A 17,501-nucleotide genomic window follows, 5' to 3' on the forward strand; every position below is an offset into this window, starting at 1 on the left:
TCATATGTTCAGCATTACGGAAGCGTAAAACATTCCGTCACCGTATTCAAATTTAGCTACGCCATTGTATTTGGCGGCAATGTTCTTGACAGACTCTGTGCCGATCCCTTTGCCTTTGCGTTTTGAGGAAAGGAAACCGCCTTCTGGGTCGGTGAGGATAGTTCCGGTGAAGGTGTTGTCCACCGCCAGGCAGAGGGAATAGCTGTCAGCCTTTGCTCTGATTATTATTTTTTTATTCTTTGCACTGTCAGCCACGCAGCCGTGAATGGCATTTTCGATAAGATTTCCGAAAAGCACAGAGAGGTCGGTTATGTCTATTTTTATATCATCTGGGATGTCAGCGCTCACCTTGTATTCAATGCCGCTGCTTTCCGCTATTTGAGCAAAATATGCAAGAAGTGCGCTTACAGATGTGTTTTTGCAGTAAATGTGTTCTGATATATCGGGCATAGAATCCCTGAAAGCGTTGAGATATTCCGAAAGCTTATCATATTCGCCCTTTTTCAGAAGCTCCTGCATAAGAGCGATATGATGTCTGACATCATGCTTATAGCGTCTTGTTTCTTTTATCTTATCCTGCAAATAGTCATATTGCAGGTTCTGCATTTCAAGCAGGTGGTTATTTTCCTGAAGCCGCAGATTTTTCTGCTGCTCGATGACCAGCCGTGCCACGATGTAATACACCAGAAATGCCCCTGCGTTTATAAAGAACAGAGCTATGGTGTTCTTTGGCTCCAGAGCAAGCTCTAAGCTGCTTTTCGCAGAGTTGCCGTAGAGAGTATAATACCATATTATATAGAACGTAAATGGGATAAGCCAAAGATAGCGCCACTCCAGACCTGACGGCTCTCTTTCCACCGCAGGTGTGTAGACCTTTTTCATGTAGATAAAAAGCGGCCCCCATACCACGGCTTCTGTCATAAGCATACAAAGGGAAAACGACCAGCGGTATGATTCATAGGCAAGTGACGGGAACAGAATGCCCTCCAGACATTTTGAGGTAATGACGATAAAGCTTGCGTTATTTGAAAGCAGAAGCAGTGTGAAGCCTGTTTTGCCGACCTTGACCTTCACAGCGAAAAAGTAAAAAGCCGCATAGAGCAGGGTGCTGACTGCACTTAGCAGACCTGCATTTGTGCTGAAAAATGCCGCCTGCCAGCCTAAGAAGATCTGCACCAGTGAAAGAGCCACAACAAGTCCCACAGTAGCTGTTTTGGAAAAGCGAAGCCTATGCCGGAAGGGATAAAGGGCAAGCACCATAAGTGGCAGAAAATTCAGAAGGGAATATATGCCCACTTCCACAAGGCGGTACAAAGGAGGCATTACTGCTCACCGCCTTTTCGCAGATCACTGAAGCGAAACTGAGCGAAGGCGTCTAATGTTTCTCTGGATTTTCGGCGACTTATGGGGATATGTGTGCCGTCGCTCATTATGAAAAGGTCGCTTTTTTGCTGGGTTATCTCATAGAAATTCACGATGACGCCTTTGGTGGAGGTGTAAAAGTATGAATGACTGCAAAAAATGCTCTCGATCTCAGCGAAAGAATTTCTTGAAACTATGCTTTCACCGTCTGCGCAATGGATAGTCACGATATGTGACGCACAGTCTATGTAGATAACATTTCTGAGTATCACGTTCTGTCCGTCGGGAAGCTTAACGGAACGCATACGATCAATTTCATCAGAACCGATCCGGTCAAGCATGGCTTTTACTTTGTCAGCCTGAAAGGGTTTGCAAAGATAGTAGCAGGCGTTGAGGTCGTAGCTTTCGCTTGCAAACTCGTTGCTTGAAGTGCCGAATGCGATATGGACGCTTTTGTCTGTTTCACGAAGCTTTTCTGCGACCTCTATCCCTGTCATTTTCCCCATGAATATATCAAGCACCACCAGATCATAAGCTCCCATCTGCCAACATGACAAAAAGCTTTCTCCGCTTGAAAACGTATCTATCTGACAGCTGTGAGCGGTTTGTTCGGAAATATATTCATGAAGAAGTGCAAGGTCGTTTTTATTATCGTCTACCAATGCCACTCTCATACTGTAAAAATCCTTTCTTATACATGATTTCTTAATATATAATAACACATATCAAAGCAAAATTCAAGCATTATTCATTTATTTTATTACCGCTTGTGCAGGTTTTTGACCGTTTGTGCCAAATCTATTGACAAAGTGTGTAGGCCATGTTAAAATAATCATGTAAAATTATGTTCTGAGTAAAAAAGAAATATCAACCCAGAAAAATATTATGGAGGAATTAGAATGAAAAAGAAAATTTTAAGTCTTTTGGTGACGGGCTGTCTTTTGTTTGTGCCGACAACGGCATTTGCAGACGATAATAAGACGGTAATAAAAACTGTTGACGACCTGTTGGCGTTTTCAAAAGCGGTAAACAACGGAGATTATGACAAGAATAAGGACGCAGTTGTTGTTCTTGAAAATGACCTTGACTTGACAGGTGTTGTATGGACGCCTATCGGAAACGTTATCGGTAAAAACGGCTATATTGAACATTGTTTCAGCGGTAAATTTTACGGAAATGGTCATACTATTTCAAACATTGATTTTACGTCTATTTATGGTAAAGACGTGTTGGTCGGTTTCTTTGGCGATATCGAGGAAGCGGAGGTATCAGGTCTGACTATAGAGGGAAGTATTGATGTGACAAATACTGATAACGACTATACTTTTTATGGCACTATTGCAGGATTTGCAGGTGATTGTACTATTTCTGATTGTGTGTCAAACGTATCGTTCAACAATAACGGCAAATATGTTTATGGCTTAATAGGCATGGTAGGTCAGGCAGACGCCACAACTTTTGAATATTGTGAGAACACAGCAGACATAACTATCTCAGGCGACAGCGGAAGTCTTTATGTGGGCGGTATAGTTGGATATGCACAGAATGGAACGGAAGTTCGCTATTGTTCAAGCACAGGCGATATGGTATATGCTGCACCAGACGCCGGCGGTATCGTAGGATGTTTGTATGGCGATTCCAAGGTCATAAACAGCTATGTTACAGGAAAACTCACGCCGGTTGGCAACGGAACCACAGATGTAGGCGGTATCGTTGGTTCAGTAGCCGGCGGTTCTGTAAGTGATTGCTATTTTGCAGGAGAAATTGACCTTTCACAGTATTCAGCCAGAAAGCCATATACACGTTTCGGCGGAATAGTGGGAAAAGATTCCTCGTCTACACCTGACTTTAAAAACAACTATTTCACAGAAACAGAAGATGTTGAAGCTTGCGGTTCAAATAAAGAAGCAGGCAAGGCTAAAGCATATGACTATATGACAACAAAAGAATTTTATGACGAGCTGACAGCCGACGGTGCAAAGTATCAGTATGTTGAGGGAAAAACACCTGTCCTGCCAACTAAGGAATATGCAGTTGATTTTGAAGTAACACCTGCTGACCTGAAAAATGTTGTAATAAAGGTAGACGGAAAAGAGATAACAGGCAACACTGCAATGCTTACAGCAGGTACTTACACAGTAGGGGTAACTGCTGACGATTGCGAGCCTTTCAGCAAGGAAATAACTATTTCAGCGGATATCGCAACACATACACAGGCTTTTGAACTTGCATACAAGTCAGCAGACTATACAGAGCTTGACAAGGCAGAGAAAGCCGCAAAGGCTCTCAACAAGGACGATTATGAGGACTTCTCAGAAGTCGAAAAGGCTCTTGCCGCTATCGACAGAACAAAGAACATCACAGAGCAGGCTGACGTGGACGCTATGGTAAGGGCTATAAATGACGCTGTGGCAAACCTTGTAAAGAAAACACCTGCTTCTTCACAGCCTGACAGCTCGACTGCCGACAGCAAGACAGACAGCAGCTCAAAGGCGGCTTCAAACGCTTCAAACACAAACCCATCGACCGGCGTTGCTGGAGGAGCATTCGCTCTTGCACTTCTGAGCGGTGCGGCTGTAGTCATGGCTAAGAAGAAAAAGTAATATATCCATTAAATAGATATATAAAGCAATTAAGTGGGATTTTCATACATTATTTGTTTAAATGAATACCGCTTGCGCAGATTTTTGACGGCTTGTGTCAAACTTGTTGACAAGTGTGTAGGTTGTGTTAAAATAATCGTGAAAATTTATGCTCTGAGTAAAAAAAGAAATATCAGCAACGAAAAATACTATGGAGGAATTAGAATGAAAAAGAAAATTTTAAGTCTTTTGGTGACGATGGGTCTTGCGGCAAGCTTAGTGCCTGTTTCTGTTTTTGCTGACGGTACAGAGGTCTGGGACGGCTCTGTAGCGGAATCTTTTGCAGGAGGAAAAGGCACCAAAGACGACCCTTATCAAATAGCTACCGGCTCACAGCTTGCATATCTTGGCGAAAGTATGAAATCGGGAACGTATGGAGAAAAGTTTCAGGATACATACTTTGAGCTTACAGAGGATATCGACCTTGGGGGAAAAGAGTGGACACCGATAGGCTACACAGCGGCAGACCTTATTATGGGTGGTCATGAATATTTTGTTTTCTCTGGCAACTTTGACGGAAATGGTTATACTATCAAAAATCTTACCATTGGAACAGAAACATCGCCATACAGTGGCGATGTATGCGGCTTGTTCGGTGCGACCAGCGGCACTATCGAGGACGTAGTTCTTGAAAATGTTTCTATAAACTATGTTGGCGGAAATCACAGCAGTGGATATGGCTTCCGCATGGGAGGTGCGCTTGTAGGTTATTCTATGGGCGATATAGTAAATTGTACTGTTACTGGTCTTGACATGAAAGCAGGCTCTGACGGCAGCTATGTTGCTATTAACAGCATAGGAGGATTAGTAGGCGTTCAGGACGGCGATACAACAGTAAGTCACAGCCGTGTTTCCGGAAAGATAGAGGAATCAACAAAAAAGGGCAATGTTGGTGGCTTTGTTGGTACGCTCGCAAAAGGCTCATCTGCTAAATATTGCGGTGCAGACGTTTCTGTTGAGGTAACAGGAAATGGTCGTGGTATCGCAGTAGGTGGCTTCGTTGGAATAGGTAATGGAGTGACAATTGATGAAACTTTGATAGAAAATTGCTATGCCACAGGCAATATAACAGGTGCAGAATATGCAGGCGGCTTTGTTGGAAACATCTCAGGTCTTAACATCAGCAACTGCTATGCAAAGGGTGATGTAAGCAATAGTTTTGTTGGTGCGTCATTCTTGGGTACTGACGCTGCAAGCAATAACTATTATGGCACTGTAAAGAATTGCTATGCAACAGGTCTTGTATCTGATATTTCTTCTTTCGCTTATGCTTTTGCAATGCAGAGCACCATGGAGAGAAGCAAGTTTGAAAATTGTTACTATAATGCAGAAAATACAGCAGATGCTGCTGAAAGTGCATTGCCGTACGCCATAGATGATATGAAAAAAGACGAGTTCACTGATAAGCTTGGCAGTGAAGCCTGGACAAAGCTTGATAACGATACTCCTGCCTGCGGTGCTGAGCCTGCTGACTACAGCAATGTTTATGAAGTGCTGGGTAATATTCCTGCCGACCTTTCTATCTACACAGATGAAAGCGTTGCAAACTTGTACAGTGCAGTTGAGGCTTTAAGAGGGTATAGAGATCTTGCACAGCAGTCAGATGTTGACAAAATGACAAATGATATAAACGACGCTGTTGAGGCACTTGTTTACAAGTCAGCAGATTATACAGAGCTTGACAAGGCAGAGAAAGCCGCAAAGGCTCTCAACAAGGACGATTATGAGGATTTCTCAGAAGTCGAAAAGGCTCTTGCCACTATCGACAGAACAAAGAACATCACAGAGCAGGCTGATGTGGACGCTATGGTAAAGGCTATAAATGACGCTGTGGCAAACCTTGTAAAGAAAGCACCTGCTTCTTCACAGCCTGACAGCGTAAGCAGTTCTGATGCTTCGTCAGATACGAGCAGTTCCGCTTCCGACAGCTCATCTTCTGACAGCAAGGCAACTGACAGCAAGTCAGACAGCAGCTCAAAGGCAGCTTCAAACGCTTCAAACAAAAACCCATCGACCGGCGTTGCAGGCGGAGCATTCGCTCTTGCACTTCTGAGCGGTGCGGCTGTGGTCATGGCTAAGAAGAAAAAGTAATATATCCATTAAATAGACATATAAAGCAATTAAGTGGGACTTTCATACATTATTTGTTTAAATGAATACCGCTTGTGCAGATTTTTGACCGTTTGTGTCAAAATAGTTGAAAAATTATTACTGTTCTGCTATCATAATTATAAGCAGGGCGGTTTTATAACGCAATGCAAATATGATATGAAGTCTTATATTTCGGGAGGATAAAATATGAAAAAGACAAGAATTTTTAGCACAATGCTCGCAACGGTCATATGTATGGCATCTTTGCCTGCAATAAATGTTTTTGCGGCAAATCAGCAGAGAACTACAACTCTTGACCTTACAACGTCAGAATTTCAGAACGATCAGAAAAATGAAGACGAGGGCTGGAGCTGGGACGCTGATACTCTGACGCTTACTCTTGACAATGTTGATTTTTCGACGGCGAAAAAGTCTTGTGTCATTGTTGACGGAGAAAAAGTTACTAATATAGTTTTCTCAGGAGATAACAAGATGACCTCAGGCACTACAGTTATTTCGAGAAAAGGAAGCGCAAAAGATACCGGTGTAGTACTAAGTGGAAAGACTAAGGACAGTGTGCTTAATCTTGAAGAAACAGGCAATAGTCCTTCAATGGATCAGCCAAATATCACCTTTGAGTCAGGTACAGTTGATATTCAGGGCGGTGCAGCCATTACTTTGTATACCATAAAAGTAATGGAAGCGGCTGTGAATATTGATACAACTATGGCTGACCCTGAAGATGGTTGGAACGATGGTCTGTATGCTAACGGTTCTATCGAGATATACGGTGGAGAGGTCAATGTTAAGGCCGGAAGAATAGGTTTGTTTGTTGTTGGCATAGGCGCTCCTGAGCCTAAGACAGGCTTGATCATAGAGGACGGAAAGTTAGATATCAATGGTAAACTTGCAGATATCTATGTTGGTTCAGGCAATACTAAGAATGCGGTAATTTCCGGCGGAGATATCACACTCGGTGGTAACATCGGAATTTTCCTTTACGATTGCGAAAAGTGCGAGATAAAGGGCGGTACATTCCATACTGATGAATGTGAAAAACCATTCGCAGTTCATAGAGACAGTTCGGCTGTATTTGAGTATGCAAAGGCAGATTATACAGAGCTTGACAAGGCAGAAGAAACTGCAAAGGCCCTTAATAAGGACAACTATGTGGACTTTACAGCCGTAGAAAAGGCACTTGAAGCTATCGACAGAACTAAAAACCTTACACAGCAGTCAGATGTTGACAAAATGGCAAAGGATATAAACGATGCTGTTGAGGCACTTGTTTATAAGGATGCTGATTATACGGAGTTAGACAAAGCAGAAAAGGCTGCAAAGGCTCTCAACAAGGACGATTATGAGGACTTCTCAGAAGTCGAAAAGGCTCTTGCCGCTATCGACAGAACAAAGAACATCACAGAGCAGGCTGATGTGGACGCTATGGCAAAGGCTATAAACGATGCTGTGGCAAACCTTGTAAAGAAAGCGCCTGCTTCTTCACAGCCTGACAGCGTAAGCAGTTCTGATGCTTCGTCAGATACTAGCAGTTCCGCTTCCGACAGTTCATCTTCTGACAGCAAGGCAACTGACAGCAAGTCAGACAGCAGCTCAAAGGCAGCTTCAAACGCTTCAAACACAAACCCATCGACCGGCGTTGCAGGCGGAGCATTCGCCCTTGCTCTTCTGAGCGGTGCGGCTGTGGTCATGGCTAAGAAGAAAAAGTAAATTAGATCTCCCCTTATGTTGATATTTCGGAGAAAGGCAGTTCCTTGAGGACTGCCTTTCTCTGTTTGCAGGAAAGCGGCGGCTGCCTGCATAATTCAGGGCGTTTTTTTGCAAAAAAACATAAAAATGCAATTATTTTATATCGATAATGCAAAACGGTCTGCATAAGCCTGAGCTAACCCTTGACAATAGTCAATATCTTTTATTATCTATTTTATACCATGAAATTACATTTATTCATAAAAAATCATCATAGATTTAAACGAAATGTAAAAAATCAGCTCACAAAATCTGCGTTTACCCTTGCAATTCAGAAAAATATGTGGTATAATTATATTGCTGTAATAGGAGCACAGCATGAAATGCTGACAGTGTGTTTTCAATTATCAGATGAATTTCTGTATAGCTTATGCTTTATAATAAGGAAAGAAAATGAATGCGTCAGCGTGTGCTGTTTCATTATAGCGCCTATTAACGATATTTTTTGAAAAGGAGTTATTGCAACATGTCAAAGATCGATTTGAGCAAATACGGTATCACCGGAACTACAGAAGTTGTTTACAACCCTTCTTACGAGCAGCTGTTCGAGGAAGAAACAAAGCCAACACTCGAAGGCTATGAAAAGGGTCAGGAGAGTGAGCTTGGCGCAGTAAACGTTATGACAGGCGTTTATACAGGCCGTTCACCTAAAGATAAGTTCATCGTTATGGACGAAAATTCTAAGGACACTGTTTGGTGGACTTCTGACGAGTACAAGAACGACAACCACCCAGCTTCACAGGAGGCTTGGAAGTCTGTTAAGGAACTCGCTATCAAGGAACTTTCAAATAAGAGACTTTTCGTAGTTGACGCATTCTGCGGCGCTAACAAGGATACAAGAATGGCTATCCGTTTCATCGTTGAGGTTGCTTGGCAGGCTCACTTTGTAACAAATATGTTCATCAAGCCAACTGCTGAGGAGCTTGAGAACTTTGAGCCTGACTTCGTTGTATACAACGCTTCAAAGGCTAAGGTAGAGAACTATAAGGAGCTTGGTCTTAACTCTGAGACAGCAGTTATGTTCAACATCACAAGCCGTGAGCAGGTAATCATCAACACTTGGTACGGCGGAGAGATGAAGAAGGGTATGTTCTCAATGATGAACTACTTCCTTCCACTCAAGGGCATGGCTTCAATGCACTGCTCAGCTAACACAGATAAGAACGGTGAGAACACAGCTATCTTCTTTGGTCTGTCCGGTACAGGTAAGACAACACTTTCTACAGACCCTAAGAGACTTCTTATCGGTGACGACGAGCACGGCTGGGACGACAACGGAGTATTCAACTTCGAGGGCGGCTGCTATGCTAAGGTAATCAACCTTGACAAGGAATCTGAGCCTGATATCTACAACGCTATCAGAAGAGATGCTCTTCTTGAGAACGTAACTCTTGACGAGAACGGCAAGATCGACTTTGCTGATAAGAGCGTTACAGAGAACACTCGTGTATCTTATCCTATCGACCATATCAAGAACATTGTAAGACCTATTTCTTCTGCACCTGCTGCAAAGAACGTTATCTTCCTTTCAGCAGACGCATTTGGTGTACTGCCTCCAGTATCTATCCTCACACCAGAGCAGACACAGTATTACTTCCTCTCTGGCTTTACTGCAAAGCTTGCAGGTACAGAGCGTGGAATCACTGAGCCTACACCAACATTCTCAGCTTGCTTCGGTCAGGCTTTCCTTGAGCTTCACCCAACAAAGTATGCTGAAGAGCTTGTTAAGAAGATGCAGAAGAGCGGTGCTAAGGCATACCTGGTAAACACAGGTTGGAACGGCACAGGCAAGAGAATCTCTATCAAGGATACTCGTGGAATTATCGACGCTATCCTTAGCGGTGATATCCTCAACGCACCTACAAAGAAGATACCACACTTTGACTTTGAAGTTCCAACAGAGCTTCCAGGCGTTGATCCTGCAATTCTCGATCCTCGTGACACATATGCTGACGCTTCCGAGTGGGAGACAAAGGCTAAGGATCTTGCAAGCAGATTTGTTAAGAACTTTGCTAAGTATGAGGGCAACCCAGCAGGTAAGGCTCTTGTATCAGCAGGTCCAAAGGAATAATCAATAACTCTGATACTATTATATAGTATAAAAGCTGCTGTGCCTTTTGGTGCGGTAGCTTTTTTGTGCAAAAAAAATACCGCAGAGGACAGACATCTCTGCGGTATTTTAGTATTTATGCAATAAAAAATCCGCTCTACATAACGTAAAGCGGATACAAGCAAAAGCTTAAACTTTTGCTGGCGCGGATTGAGAGATTTGAACTCTCGCGCCCGTTTCCAGACCTACTCCCTTAGCAGGGGAGCCCCTTCACCACTTGGGTAAATCCGCAAACCTGTATATATAAAAAATGTGGCGGACAGGGTGGGATTCGAACCCACGGTACGTTGCCGTATCACTGGTTTTCAAGACCAGCTCCTTAAACCACTCGGACACCTGTCCACATTAATTATTTGTTTTATGTCGTTCTCTCTCAGCGACTTAATTATTATAGCACAGTTCATCTGTCTTGTCAACCCCTTTTTCAAATTTTTTTTGCGAAATTTTTTTAAGCATAAATATTCCTTCGTATGCTGACGATACTTGACGAAATCTTATAAATATGGTATAATAAATCACAGCTTTGTATGTTTTATCACTTTATATGATAATTTATACAGAAAATTTTTATGGAGGCGACTTTATTATGAAAATGACTGTAAGTCAGGCTATGGTTGAATGTTTGAAAGCTGAGAACGTAAAAGTCGTCTTTGGCTATCCCGGAGCTGCTATCTGTCCTTTCTATGACGCTTTGCTGGATGCTGAAAACGACATCAGGCAGGTGCTCGTGAGACAGGAAGCTAACGGTGGTCATGCGGCTAACGGCTATGCACGAATTTCAGGCAAGCCTGCGGTATGTATCGCTACATCAGGTCCGGGTGCAACTAATCTTATTACTGCTATTGCTACCGCTTATGCGGATTCTATACCTATCGTGTGCATAACAGGTCAGGTGAATACCGACCAGATAGGATCTGACGTTTTTCAGGAGGCTGACATTACAGGCTCGGCTGAACCGTTCGTGAAGCACAGCTATCTTCTCAAAGACCCTGAGGACACTGCAAGAGTTTTCAAAGAGGCTTTCTATATTGCAGGTACGGGCAGACCGGGTCCTGTTCTTATAGATATTCCTATGGACGTTCAGAAGTCTGTTATCGACTTTGAGTATCCTGAAAAGTGCGAGATAAGAAGCTATAAGCCTACCACAAAGGGCAACTACGTTCAGGTAAGGCGTGTAATGGCGGCGTTGGAAGAGGCTGAGAAGCCACTTATCTGTATTGGCGGAGGTGTTTTTGCCGCTCATGCTGAGAACGAGATAAGAGAGCTTGCCGACATTATGCAGATACCTGTTATCACAACTATGATGGGTATTTCTGTTTTCCCTGATGATGACCCGCTTTTCTGCGGCATGATAGGAACTCACGGTGTTAAAATGGCAAACGCCGCTGTGAACGAGTGCGACGTGCTGTTCCTTGTGGGCGCAAGAGTTGGCGACAGAGCCGTTAAAACACCTTTGGCTCTGGAGAAAACTACTAAGATAATACATATAGATATCGACCCTGCGGAGATAGGCAAGAATATCGGTGCTGACCTGCCTCTCGTTGGCGACGCAAAGCTTGTTTTACAGCAAATGACGGAGCTTGCAAAGCCTATGAAGCACGATGAGTGGATAGCTCACATCAAGACCCTTGGGGGCGAGAGAAAGTATGTTGAGCCTGCAAATGGTACTGTCAATCCGAGGGTGTTTATCGACAGGCTTGCAAAGAAAATGCCTGCCAATGTTACTGTTGTGGCAGACGTTGGACAAAATCAGATATGGACCTGCACTGAATATAAGTTCCGCAAAGAGGGCAGACTTCTTACCTCAGGCGGCATGGGTACGATGGGCTATTCTGTGCCTGCGGCAATAGGTGCAAAAATGGCTGACGACAGCAGAGCAACAGTTGCTATATGCGGTGACGGAGCTTTTCAGATGTCGTTCATGGAGCTTGCAACAGCCGTTCAGTTCGGCGTTGATATAAAGGTGGTAGTAATGACAAACAACCGCCTTGGCATGGTAAGAGAGCTTCAGACAAACGGCTATCATGACAGACAGACGGCAGTTTTTCTTGACGGCTCTCCTGACTTTATCAAGCTTGCAGAAGCTTATGGCATACCTGCAATGAGAGTTTATGACGATGATACTATGGAAAAGGGCGTTGAGATGCTCGCCAAGCATGAGGGTATATGCCTTGTTGAAGTCGTTGTGGATAAGGATATGCCAACATTATAAGGCCAATATTTTAACTATCTGTAGCGTTTACAGTATATAGCGTTTGCGTTCAAGAAATCTTAATAATAAACTGATATAATAAAAAAACAAGGAAAGGTTTCCTTATGGAGGTTGATTTATGAAACATACGATCTCAGTTCTTGTAGAAAACCACAGCGGTGTTCTATCAAGAATTTCCGGACTGTTTTCAAGACGTGGGTTCAATATCGAGAGCCTTGCAGTAGGTCCGACTCATGACCCTGACGTTTCAAGAATAACGATAGTTGCTGACGGTGACGAGCATACAGTTGAGCAGATCGAGAAACAGCTCAACAAGCTTATCGAGGTCATCAAGGTAAAGACATTTGAGGCTAATGAGTATCTCGCAAGAGAGCTTATGATAGTCAAGGTGTCTGCGGTCGCAAACAGACGCAGTGAGATAATGACTATTGCGGATATCACAGGGGCTAAGGTCATGGATATAACGCTTACGACAATGACATTGGAGCTTTGCGACACTTACGCTCACCTTTGCAGATTTGAGGAGGTCATAGCGCCTTACGGAATAATCGAAATGGTAAGAACAGGCACTATCGCAATAGAGAAAGGCTCTGACACATTCAATGCAGGCAAATAAACTTTGATTATATAGCCGAAAGGCTACATAAAATAAATCTTAAATTTCTGAATTTGGAGGAATTAACAATGGCACAGGCAAGAATATTCTATCAGCAGGATTGCGACATTAACGTACTCAAGGGTAAGAGAGTTGCCATTATCGGTTACGGTTCACAGGGTCACGCTCATGCACTCAACCTTAAGGAGAGCGGTGTTGACGTAGTAGTAGGTCTTTACGAAGGTTCTAAGAGCTGGGCAAAGGCTGAGCAGCAGGGTCTTACAGTTATGACAACTGAGGAAGCTGCAAAGACATCTGATATCATCATGATCCTTATTCCTGATGAGAAGCAGGCTGCACTTTATAAGAAATCTATCGAGCCATACCTCACAGAAGGTAAGACTCTTGCATTCGCACACGGCTTTAACATTCACTTTGGCTGCATCGTACCACCAAAGAATGTCAATGTTATCATGATCGCACCTAAGGCTCCTGGTCACACAGTACGTTCTGAGTATCAGGCTGGTAAGGGTACACCTTGCCTTATCGCAGTTGAGCAGGACGCAACAGGCAACGCACAGGATATCGGACTTGCATATGCACTTGGTATCGGCGGAGCAAGAGCAGGTGTTCTTGAGACAACATTCAGAACAGAAACAGAAACAGACCTCTTCGGTGAGCAGGCAGTTCTCTGCGGTGGTGTTTGCGCACTTATGCAGGCTGGTTTTGAAACACTTTGCGAGGCTGGTTATGACCCAAGAAACGCATACTTTGAGTGTATCCATGAGATGAAGCTCATCGTTGACCTTATCTATCAGTCAGGTTTCGAGGGCATGAGATATTCTATCTCTAACACAGCTGAGTACGGCGACTACATCACAGGTCCAAAGATCGTTACTGAGGACACTAAGAAGGCTATGAAGAAGGTTCTGTCTGACATTCAGGACGGTACATTCGCTAAGGACTTCCTCCTTGATATGTCTGACGCTGGTTCACAGGTACACTTCAAGGCTATGAGAAAGCTCCATGCTGAGCATCCTTCTGAGAAGGTTGGTAAGGAGATCAGAAAGCTCTACAGCTGGAACAATGATGACGAGAAGCTCATCAACAACTAATTTGTGGATATTACATATTAGCATAAAAAGAGAACGACTTGCAATGCAGGTCGTTCTTTTTTATCTCTCTACTCGTTATTGGACTATGGTTGTTTCTTTGTTGTTAGCTTTTACTTGTTTTTACATAAGACCACCCGTCACTGAGGTTATCCTTGCCCCCTGATGAGCTTATGGGTGAGCGGTAAATATAGTAATGGTCATAAATGGTATAGAATTTCACTGTCAAGCCGTCGCTGTCGATGTATGTAACGTTCCTGCGCTCCAGCTCCTCAAGCTCTTTCTTCACAGACTTGCAGGCATTGTTTTCAGTGAGCGATTTAATGGAGCATTTGCCCTTTGTCAGTGTCGGCTTTTCGCATGAAATGCTTTCTATCATAAACTCCGCAGTGGTCTGAAAGTTAGCCTTGTTGTCATTGAAAACGGCTTTTATCTGGCTGTCGGAGCGCATATAGTGCTGATGCCAGAAGCCGAGTGCTACTGCTAAGATTATGACTATCCAAATTATCCACTTGACTTTTCTGCCTGTTGGCCATTTGCGAAGCTTGCCGTCAGCACCCATATCTTTCTCGCTGACAATTGGATTTATCTGCTCGCTCATTATTTTACGAACGCCTCCAATCTGTAGATAGGCATACCCATGTCTGAGAATTTCTTCTCATATTCCGTTACGATATTGCCCTCGAAGCCACTGTTGTGAAGGTCGAGAGAAATGTTTTTAAGTCCGTAATTTGCCGCAGAGAACTCCTCCAAGGAGAACTCAAAGAAGTGCATATTGTCGGTCTTTTGGTATATCTCGCCTTTGTCCACAAGAATACGTCTGTATATTTCAAGAAAAGCTCGGTATGTGAGCCTATGACGTGCATATGTATTTTTAGGATACGGACAGCTAAAGTTAAGGTAGATACACTCCACTGACTTTTCAGGGATAAAGCAATCGAGATATTCAGCCTCGCCCCTTGCAAATCTCAGGTTCGGTATGCCCTCGTCTATAGCCATTTGTGCGGCGTCAACTATAACGTTACTGCTTTTTTCTACTGCAAGGAAATTCTTGTCAGGATTTCTCTTTGCTATCTCTCTTGCAAACTGACCCTTTCCACAGCCTATCTCCAGCACAAGGGGATTGCTGTTTCCGAATATCTTCTCAAAGTCAATAAGCTGTTTGTTTGATTTGTCCTGAAAATTCTTCTCGTCACGGTCAAGATATAAAATATAATCTCCACAGGCTTCAAGACGTGCCTCAAGATTTTTCTTTCTTCTCATTCTCATATGGGATAAACTCTCCTGTTATTTATTAGAATATTTGTGCAGAAAATAGTCCTTGTCAGACGTGACCTTTAGCCACTGCACAGCCGACCCTGTGAGCATATTTTCATAAGGATAAACTGTGAGCATGACTTCGGATGTGTCCTCACCGCTGAAATGAGGTGTCACCTTAAAAGCTATCTCGCAGTTGAGTCGTTGGACGACCTCTTCCTCGGTGAGCTTTCTGAAAAGCACTGAGGTGTCCTTTTCGGTGATAGGTATTTTGGTAAACTTCGCCTGATAAATTTTCTTGCCGTCCTTTTTGGTGACAAGTGAAAAGCCATGCTTCACAAGGGTTATCTTTCCGCCATGGTTTTCGTAGTATTCAAGGTTTGAAAAGGTAACACGTCCGTCATTGACAGCTTCACCGGATATGGAAACGCAAAGCCCTTTGTCTGACGCTTTCCCTGCACTCTCCACTCCGAAAGCAAAGGGAAGTCCGTCTATCATTATCTCTCCGCAGGTGGAAAACTGCAACTTCACCTGCTTTTTCTTCAAGCCTGCAAATGGATTTTTCATGACAACTCCTATATTAAAGGTCGATCTGCACGCCGCCAACAGGTCTTATGGACAGCACATAGCATGAGCCTTCACCGAATACTCTCTCCATTTCAGCCTTGAAAGCTTCAAGCTTCTTTTCAGGTACGAATGCTTGGATAGTTCCTGCAAAGCCACCGCCGTGTACTCTGCAAGCACCCTCACCGCCAAGAGCCTGCTTTGCAAGATACAGAGCAAGTGAAAGACCCTGCTCGTTTGGGGCAGAAGAAGCATAGATGTTCTGAAGATATTTGAATGATGAATCTCCTGATTCATTGATAAGGCTCAGGAAAGCGTCAAAGTCGCCCTCTGAAAGTGCGGAAGCTTCCTTGCCAACTCTCTCGTTATCGTCAAAGAAGTGGAGTGCTCTAAGCACAGCTCTGTCACTGCACTTTTCTCTAAGAGCGCAGATGTTTTCAAGAAGCTGTTCCTTTGTTATCTCTCTCAGCACCTTTTTGCCAAAGAAAGCTGCAACAGACTTCATTTCCGCAGGGATAGCTGCATACTCAGGGGTGAGGTCGGCATGGTTGCCCTTTGTGTCAACGATACAAAGGGCGTGACCGCTTTTTGTGAAATCGAACTTTACAGAGTCGATAACAGGGTGCTTTTCGTCAGCAAAGTCGATAGTGATAAATCCGCCTACTGATGAAGCCATTTGATCCATAAGACCTGACGGCTTACCGAAATATACATTTTCTGCAAACTGAGCTATCTGAGCTATCTCCACAGCAGAAACCTCGCCGTCATTGTAAAGACCATTGAGGATAGTGCCGATAAGTACCTCGTAAGCCGCTGATGAAGAAAGTCCTGAGCCTTTCAGCACGTTTGAAGTAGCATAAGCCTTGAAGCCCCCAGCCTTGTGACCATTCTTTTTAAAGCCTGCGGACATACCTCTTATAAGTGCCGCAGAAGTGTTTTTCTGCTCCTCGTAGATAGTATCGTCCTCAACGTTCACAGTGTCCATAGGGAAGCCCTCGGACTTTATGGTAATAACGTTCTCCTCGGTGTCAGGAGCAACAGCGGCGATAACGTCAAGTGAAACGCCTGCCGCAAGAACACAGCCGAAGTTGTGGTCTGTGTGGTTGCCGCCTACCTCAGTTCTGCCTGGGGCAGAGAAGAAAGCAGTAGGCTTTTCGCCGTAAAGCTTTTCAAACTCATCTGCAACTCTGTTATATCTTTCTCTCTGAAACGCCGTCATATCGGCAGTGTAGACCTCGTCAAGTGTGTATTTTTTCATTATGTATATCCTCCGAACGTAAATTTAAGTATACTTTGTTATTATACAACATTTGCGCCTTTATTTCAAGTGCAATTTTGTTAAGAAGTGAGGAATGAGGAGTGAGGAATGAGGAATTATGGTATCGCCTGTGGGCGATTTATTTTATTGTTGCTTAAAATGTGTATTTACACGCTTGTTTACACACTTATACACGTTTCGTGTGTATGGCTCAAAGCGCCTGTTTGCGTGGTTTGCGGTGGTTTTTACACGATTACACGCTTTGAACGGCTTATCTTATTTTTATTATATATATAACATTTACCCCCTATATATAAGTATACCAATATACAATATATTTATATATATAAAACAAATCGTGTAATCGTGTAAAGTGCGTATTTACGCTGTTTAACAGCAATTTAAAATGTGTATTGTGCGTGTATCAAATCGTGTAAACGTGTAAGCCTGCACGTTTCATGTGTGCGTGTATGTGTGCCAAGTGTGCCTATAGGTGAATTTTTGCACAGAAGCTCCCTTAATATTTTATGC

Annotated in this window: 13 protein-coding genes and 2 tRNA genes; 7 read left to right on the forward strand and 8 right to left on the reverse strand. The window is 43.5% G+C overall.

Features of this window, described 5'->3' with window-relative positions:
• On the reverse strand, positions 1-1,323 hold the full coding sequence (locus KQH97_RS06125) for a sensor histidine kinase (protein WP_216553476.1): 1,323 nt from the start codon (positions 1,321-1,323) through the stop codon (positions 1-3).
• On the reverse strand, positions 1,323-2,036 hold the full coding sequence (locus tag KQH97_RS06130; RefSeq protein ID WP_216553478.1) for a LytTR family DNA-binding domain-containing protein: 714 nt from the start codon (positions 2,034-2,036) through the stop codon (positions 1,323-1,325). The genes KQH97_RS06125 and KQH97_RS06130 overlap by 1 nt, the downstream gene beginning before the upstream one ends.
• 225 nt (positions 2,037-2,261) lie before the next feature.
• On the opposite strand from KQH97_RS06130, the gene KQH97_RS06135 reads away from it, so the two are divergent.
• The 4 genes from KQH97_RS06135 (at position 2,262) to pckA (ending at position 9,933) form a co-directional block, all read left to right on the forward strand.
• Positions 2,262-3,965, forward strand: coding sequence for a GLUG motif-containing protein (locus tag KQH97_RS06135; RefSeq protein WP_216553480.1), 1,704 nt, complete (start codon positions 2,262-2,264; stop codon positions 3,963-3,965).
• A gap of 204 nt (positions 3,966-4,169) precedes the next feature.
• Positions 4,170-6,095: a GLUG motif-containing protein gene (locus KQH97_RS06140; RefSeq protein ID WP_216553482.1), complete on the forward strand. Its 1,926-nt coding sequence runs from the start codon at positions 4,170-4,172 to the stop codon at positions 6,093-6,095.
• Positions 6,096-6,302: 207 nt separating this feature from the next.
• Entirely contained in the window at positions 6,303-7,823 is a 1,521-nt protein-coding gene (locus tag KQH97_RS06145; protein WP_216553484.1) for an NPXTG-anchored protein, read from the forward strand.
• Positions 7,824-8,328: 505 nt separating this feature from the next.
• A complete protein-coding gene (gene pckA, locus KQH97_RS06150; protein ID WP_117897516.1) occupies positions 8,329-9,933 on the forward strand; it encodes a phosphoenolpyruvate carboxykinase (ATP) in 1,605 nt (534 codons plus the stop codon).
• Between the two features lie 180 nt (positions 9,934-10,113).
• Here the strand turns inward: pckA and KQH97_RS06155 are convergent.
• Positions 10,114-10,203 (reverse strand) — tRNA-Ser (locus tag KQH97_RS06155).
• 22 nt (positions 10,204-10,225) lie between these two features.
• Positions 10,226-10,314: transfer RNA gene (locus KQH97_RS06160), tRNA-Ser, on the reverse strand.
• Between the two features lie 244 nt (positions 10,315-10,558).
• On the opposite strand from KQH97_RS06160, the gene ilvB reads away from it, so the two are divergent.
• The 3 genes from ilvB (at position 10,559) to ilvC (ending at position 13,894) form a co-directional block, all read left to right on the forward strand.
• The gene (gene ilvB / locus KQH97_RS06165) at positions 10,559-12,184 is read left to right on the forward strand and encodes a biosynthetic-type acetolactate synthase large subunit (RefSeq protein ID WP_216553486.1); all 1,626 of its coding nucleotides are present in this window, start codon (positions 10,559-10,561) and stop codon (positions 12,182-12,184) included.
• 118 nt (positions 12,185-12,302) lie between these two features.
• Positions 12,303-12,800 (forward strand): acetolactate synthase small subunit, encoded by a 498-nt coding sequence (ilvN, locus tag KQH97_RS06170; RefSeq protein ID WP_022287490.1) that lies wholly within the window; start codon positions 12,303-12,305, stop codon positions 12,798-12,800.
• A 68-nt stretch (positions 12,801-12,868) separates the two neighbouring features.
• Positions 12,869-13,894 (forward strand): ketol-acid reductoisomerase, encoded by a 1,026-nt coding sequence (ilvC, locus tag KQH97_RS06175; protein WP_041337504.1) that lies wholly within the window; start codon positions 12,869-12,871, stop codon positions 13,892-13,894.
• A 103-nt stretch (positions 13,895-13,997) separates the two neighbouring features.
• Here ilvC and KQH97_RS06180 read toward each other — a convergent pair whose 3' ends face one another.
• The 4 genes from KQH97_RS06180 to KQH97_RS06195 are packed head-to-tail and all read right to left on the reverse strand — an operon-like array spanning position 13,998 to position 16,970.
• Positions 13,998-14,492 carry a hypothetical protein gene (locus tag KQH97_RS06180; RefSeq protein ID WP_216553488.1) on the reverse strand — a complete coding sequence of 165 codons (495 nt, stop codon included), beginning with the start codon at positions 14,490-14,492 and terminating at the stop codon, positions 13,998-14,000.
• Positions 14,492-15,160 carry a tRNA (guanosine(46)-N7)-methyltransferase TrmB gene (trmB, locus tag KQH97_RS06185; RefSeq protein ID WP_041337508.1) on the reverse strand — a complete coding sequence of 223 codons (669 nt, stop codon included), beginning with the start codon at positions 15,158-15,160 and terminating at the stop codon, positions 14,492-14,494. Before trmB ends, KQH97_RS06180 begins: the two co-directional genes overlap by 1 nt.
• 18 nt (positions 15,161-15,178) lie before the next feature.
• Positions 15,179-15,715: a hypothetical protein gene (locus KQH97_RS06190; RefSeq protein ID WP_216553490.1), complete on the reverse strand. Its 537-nt coding sequence runs from the start codon at positions 15,713-15,715 to the stop codon at positions 15,179-15,181.
• Positions 15,716-15,728: 13 nt separating this feature from the next.
• Positions 15,729-16,970, reverse strand: a complete 1,242-nt coding sequence (locus KQH97_RS06195; protein WP_216553492.1) for a galactokinase family protein — start codon at positions 16,968-16,970, stop codon at positions 15,729-15,731.
• Between the last annotated feature and the right edge of the window lie 531 nt (positions 16,971-17,501).

This window comes from Ruminococcus sp. MSJ-25, from assembly GCF_018917825.1.
In the GTDB taxonomy this organism is placed as follows: Bacteria; Bacillota; Clostridia; order Oscillospirales; family Ruminococcaceae; genus Hominimerdicola; species Hominimerdicola aceti.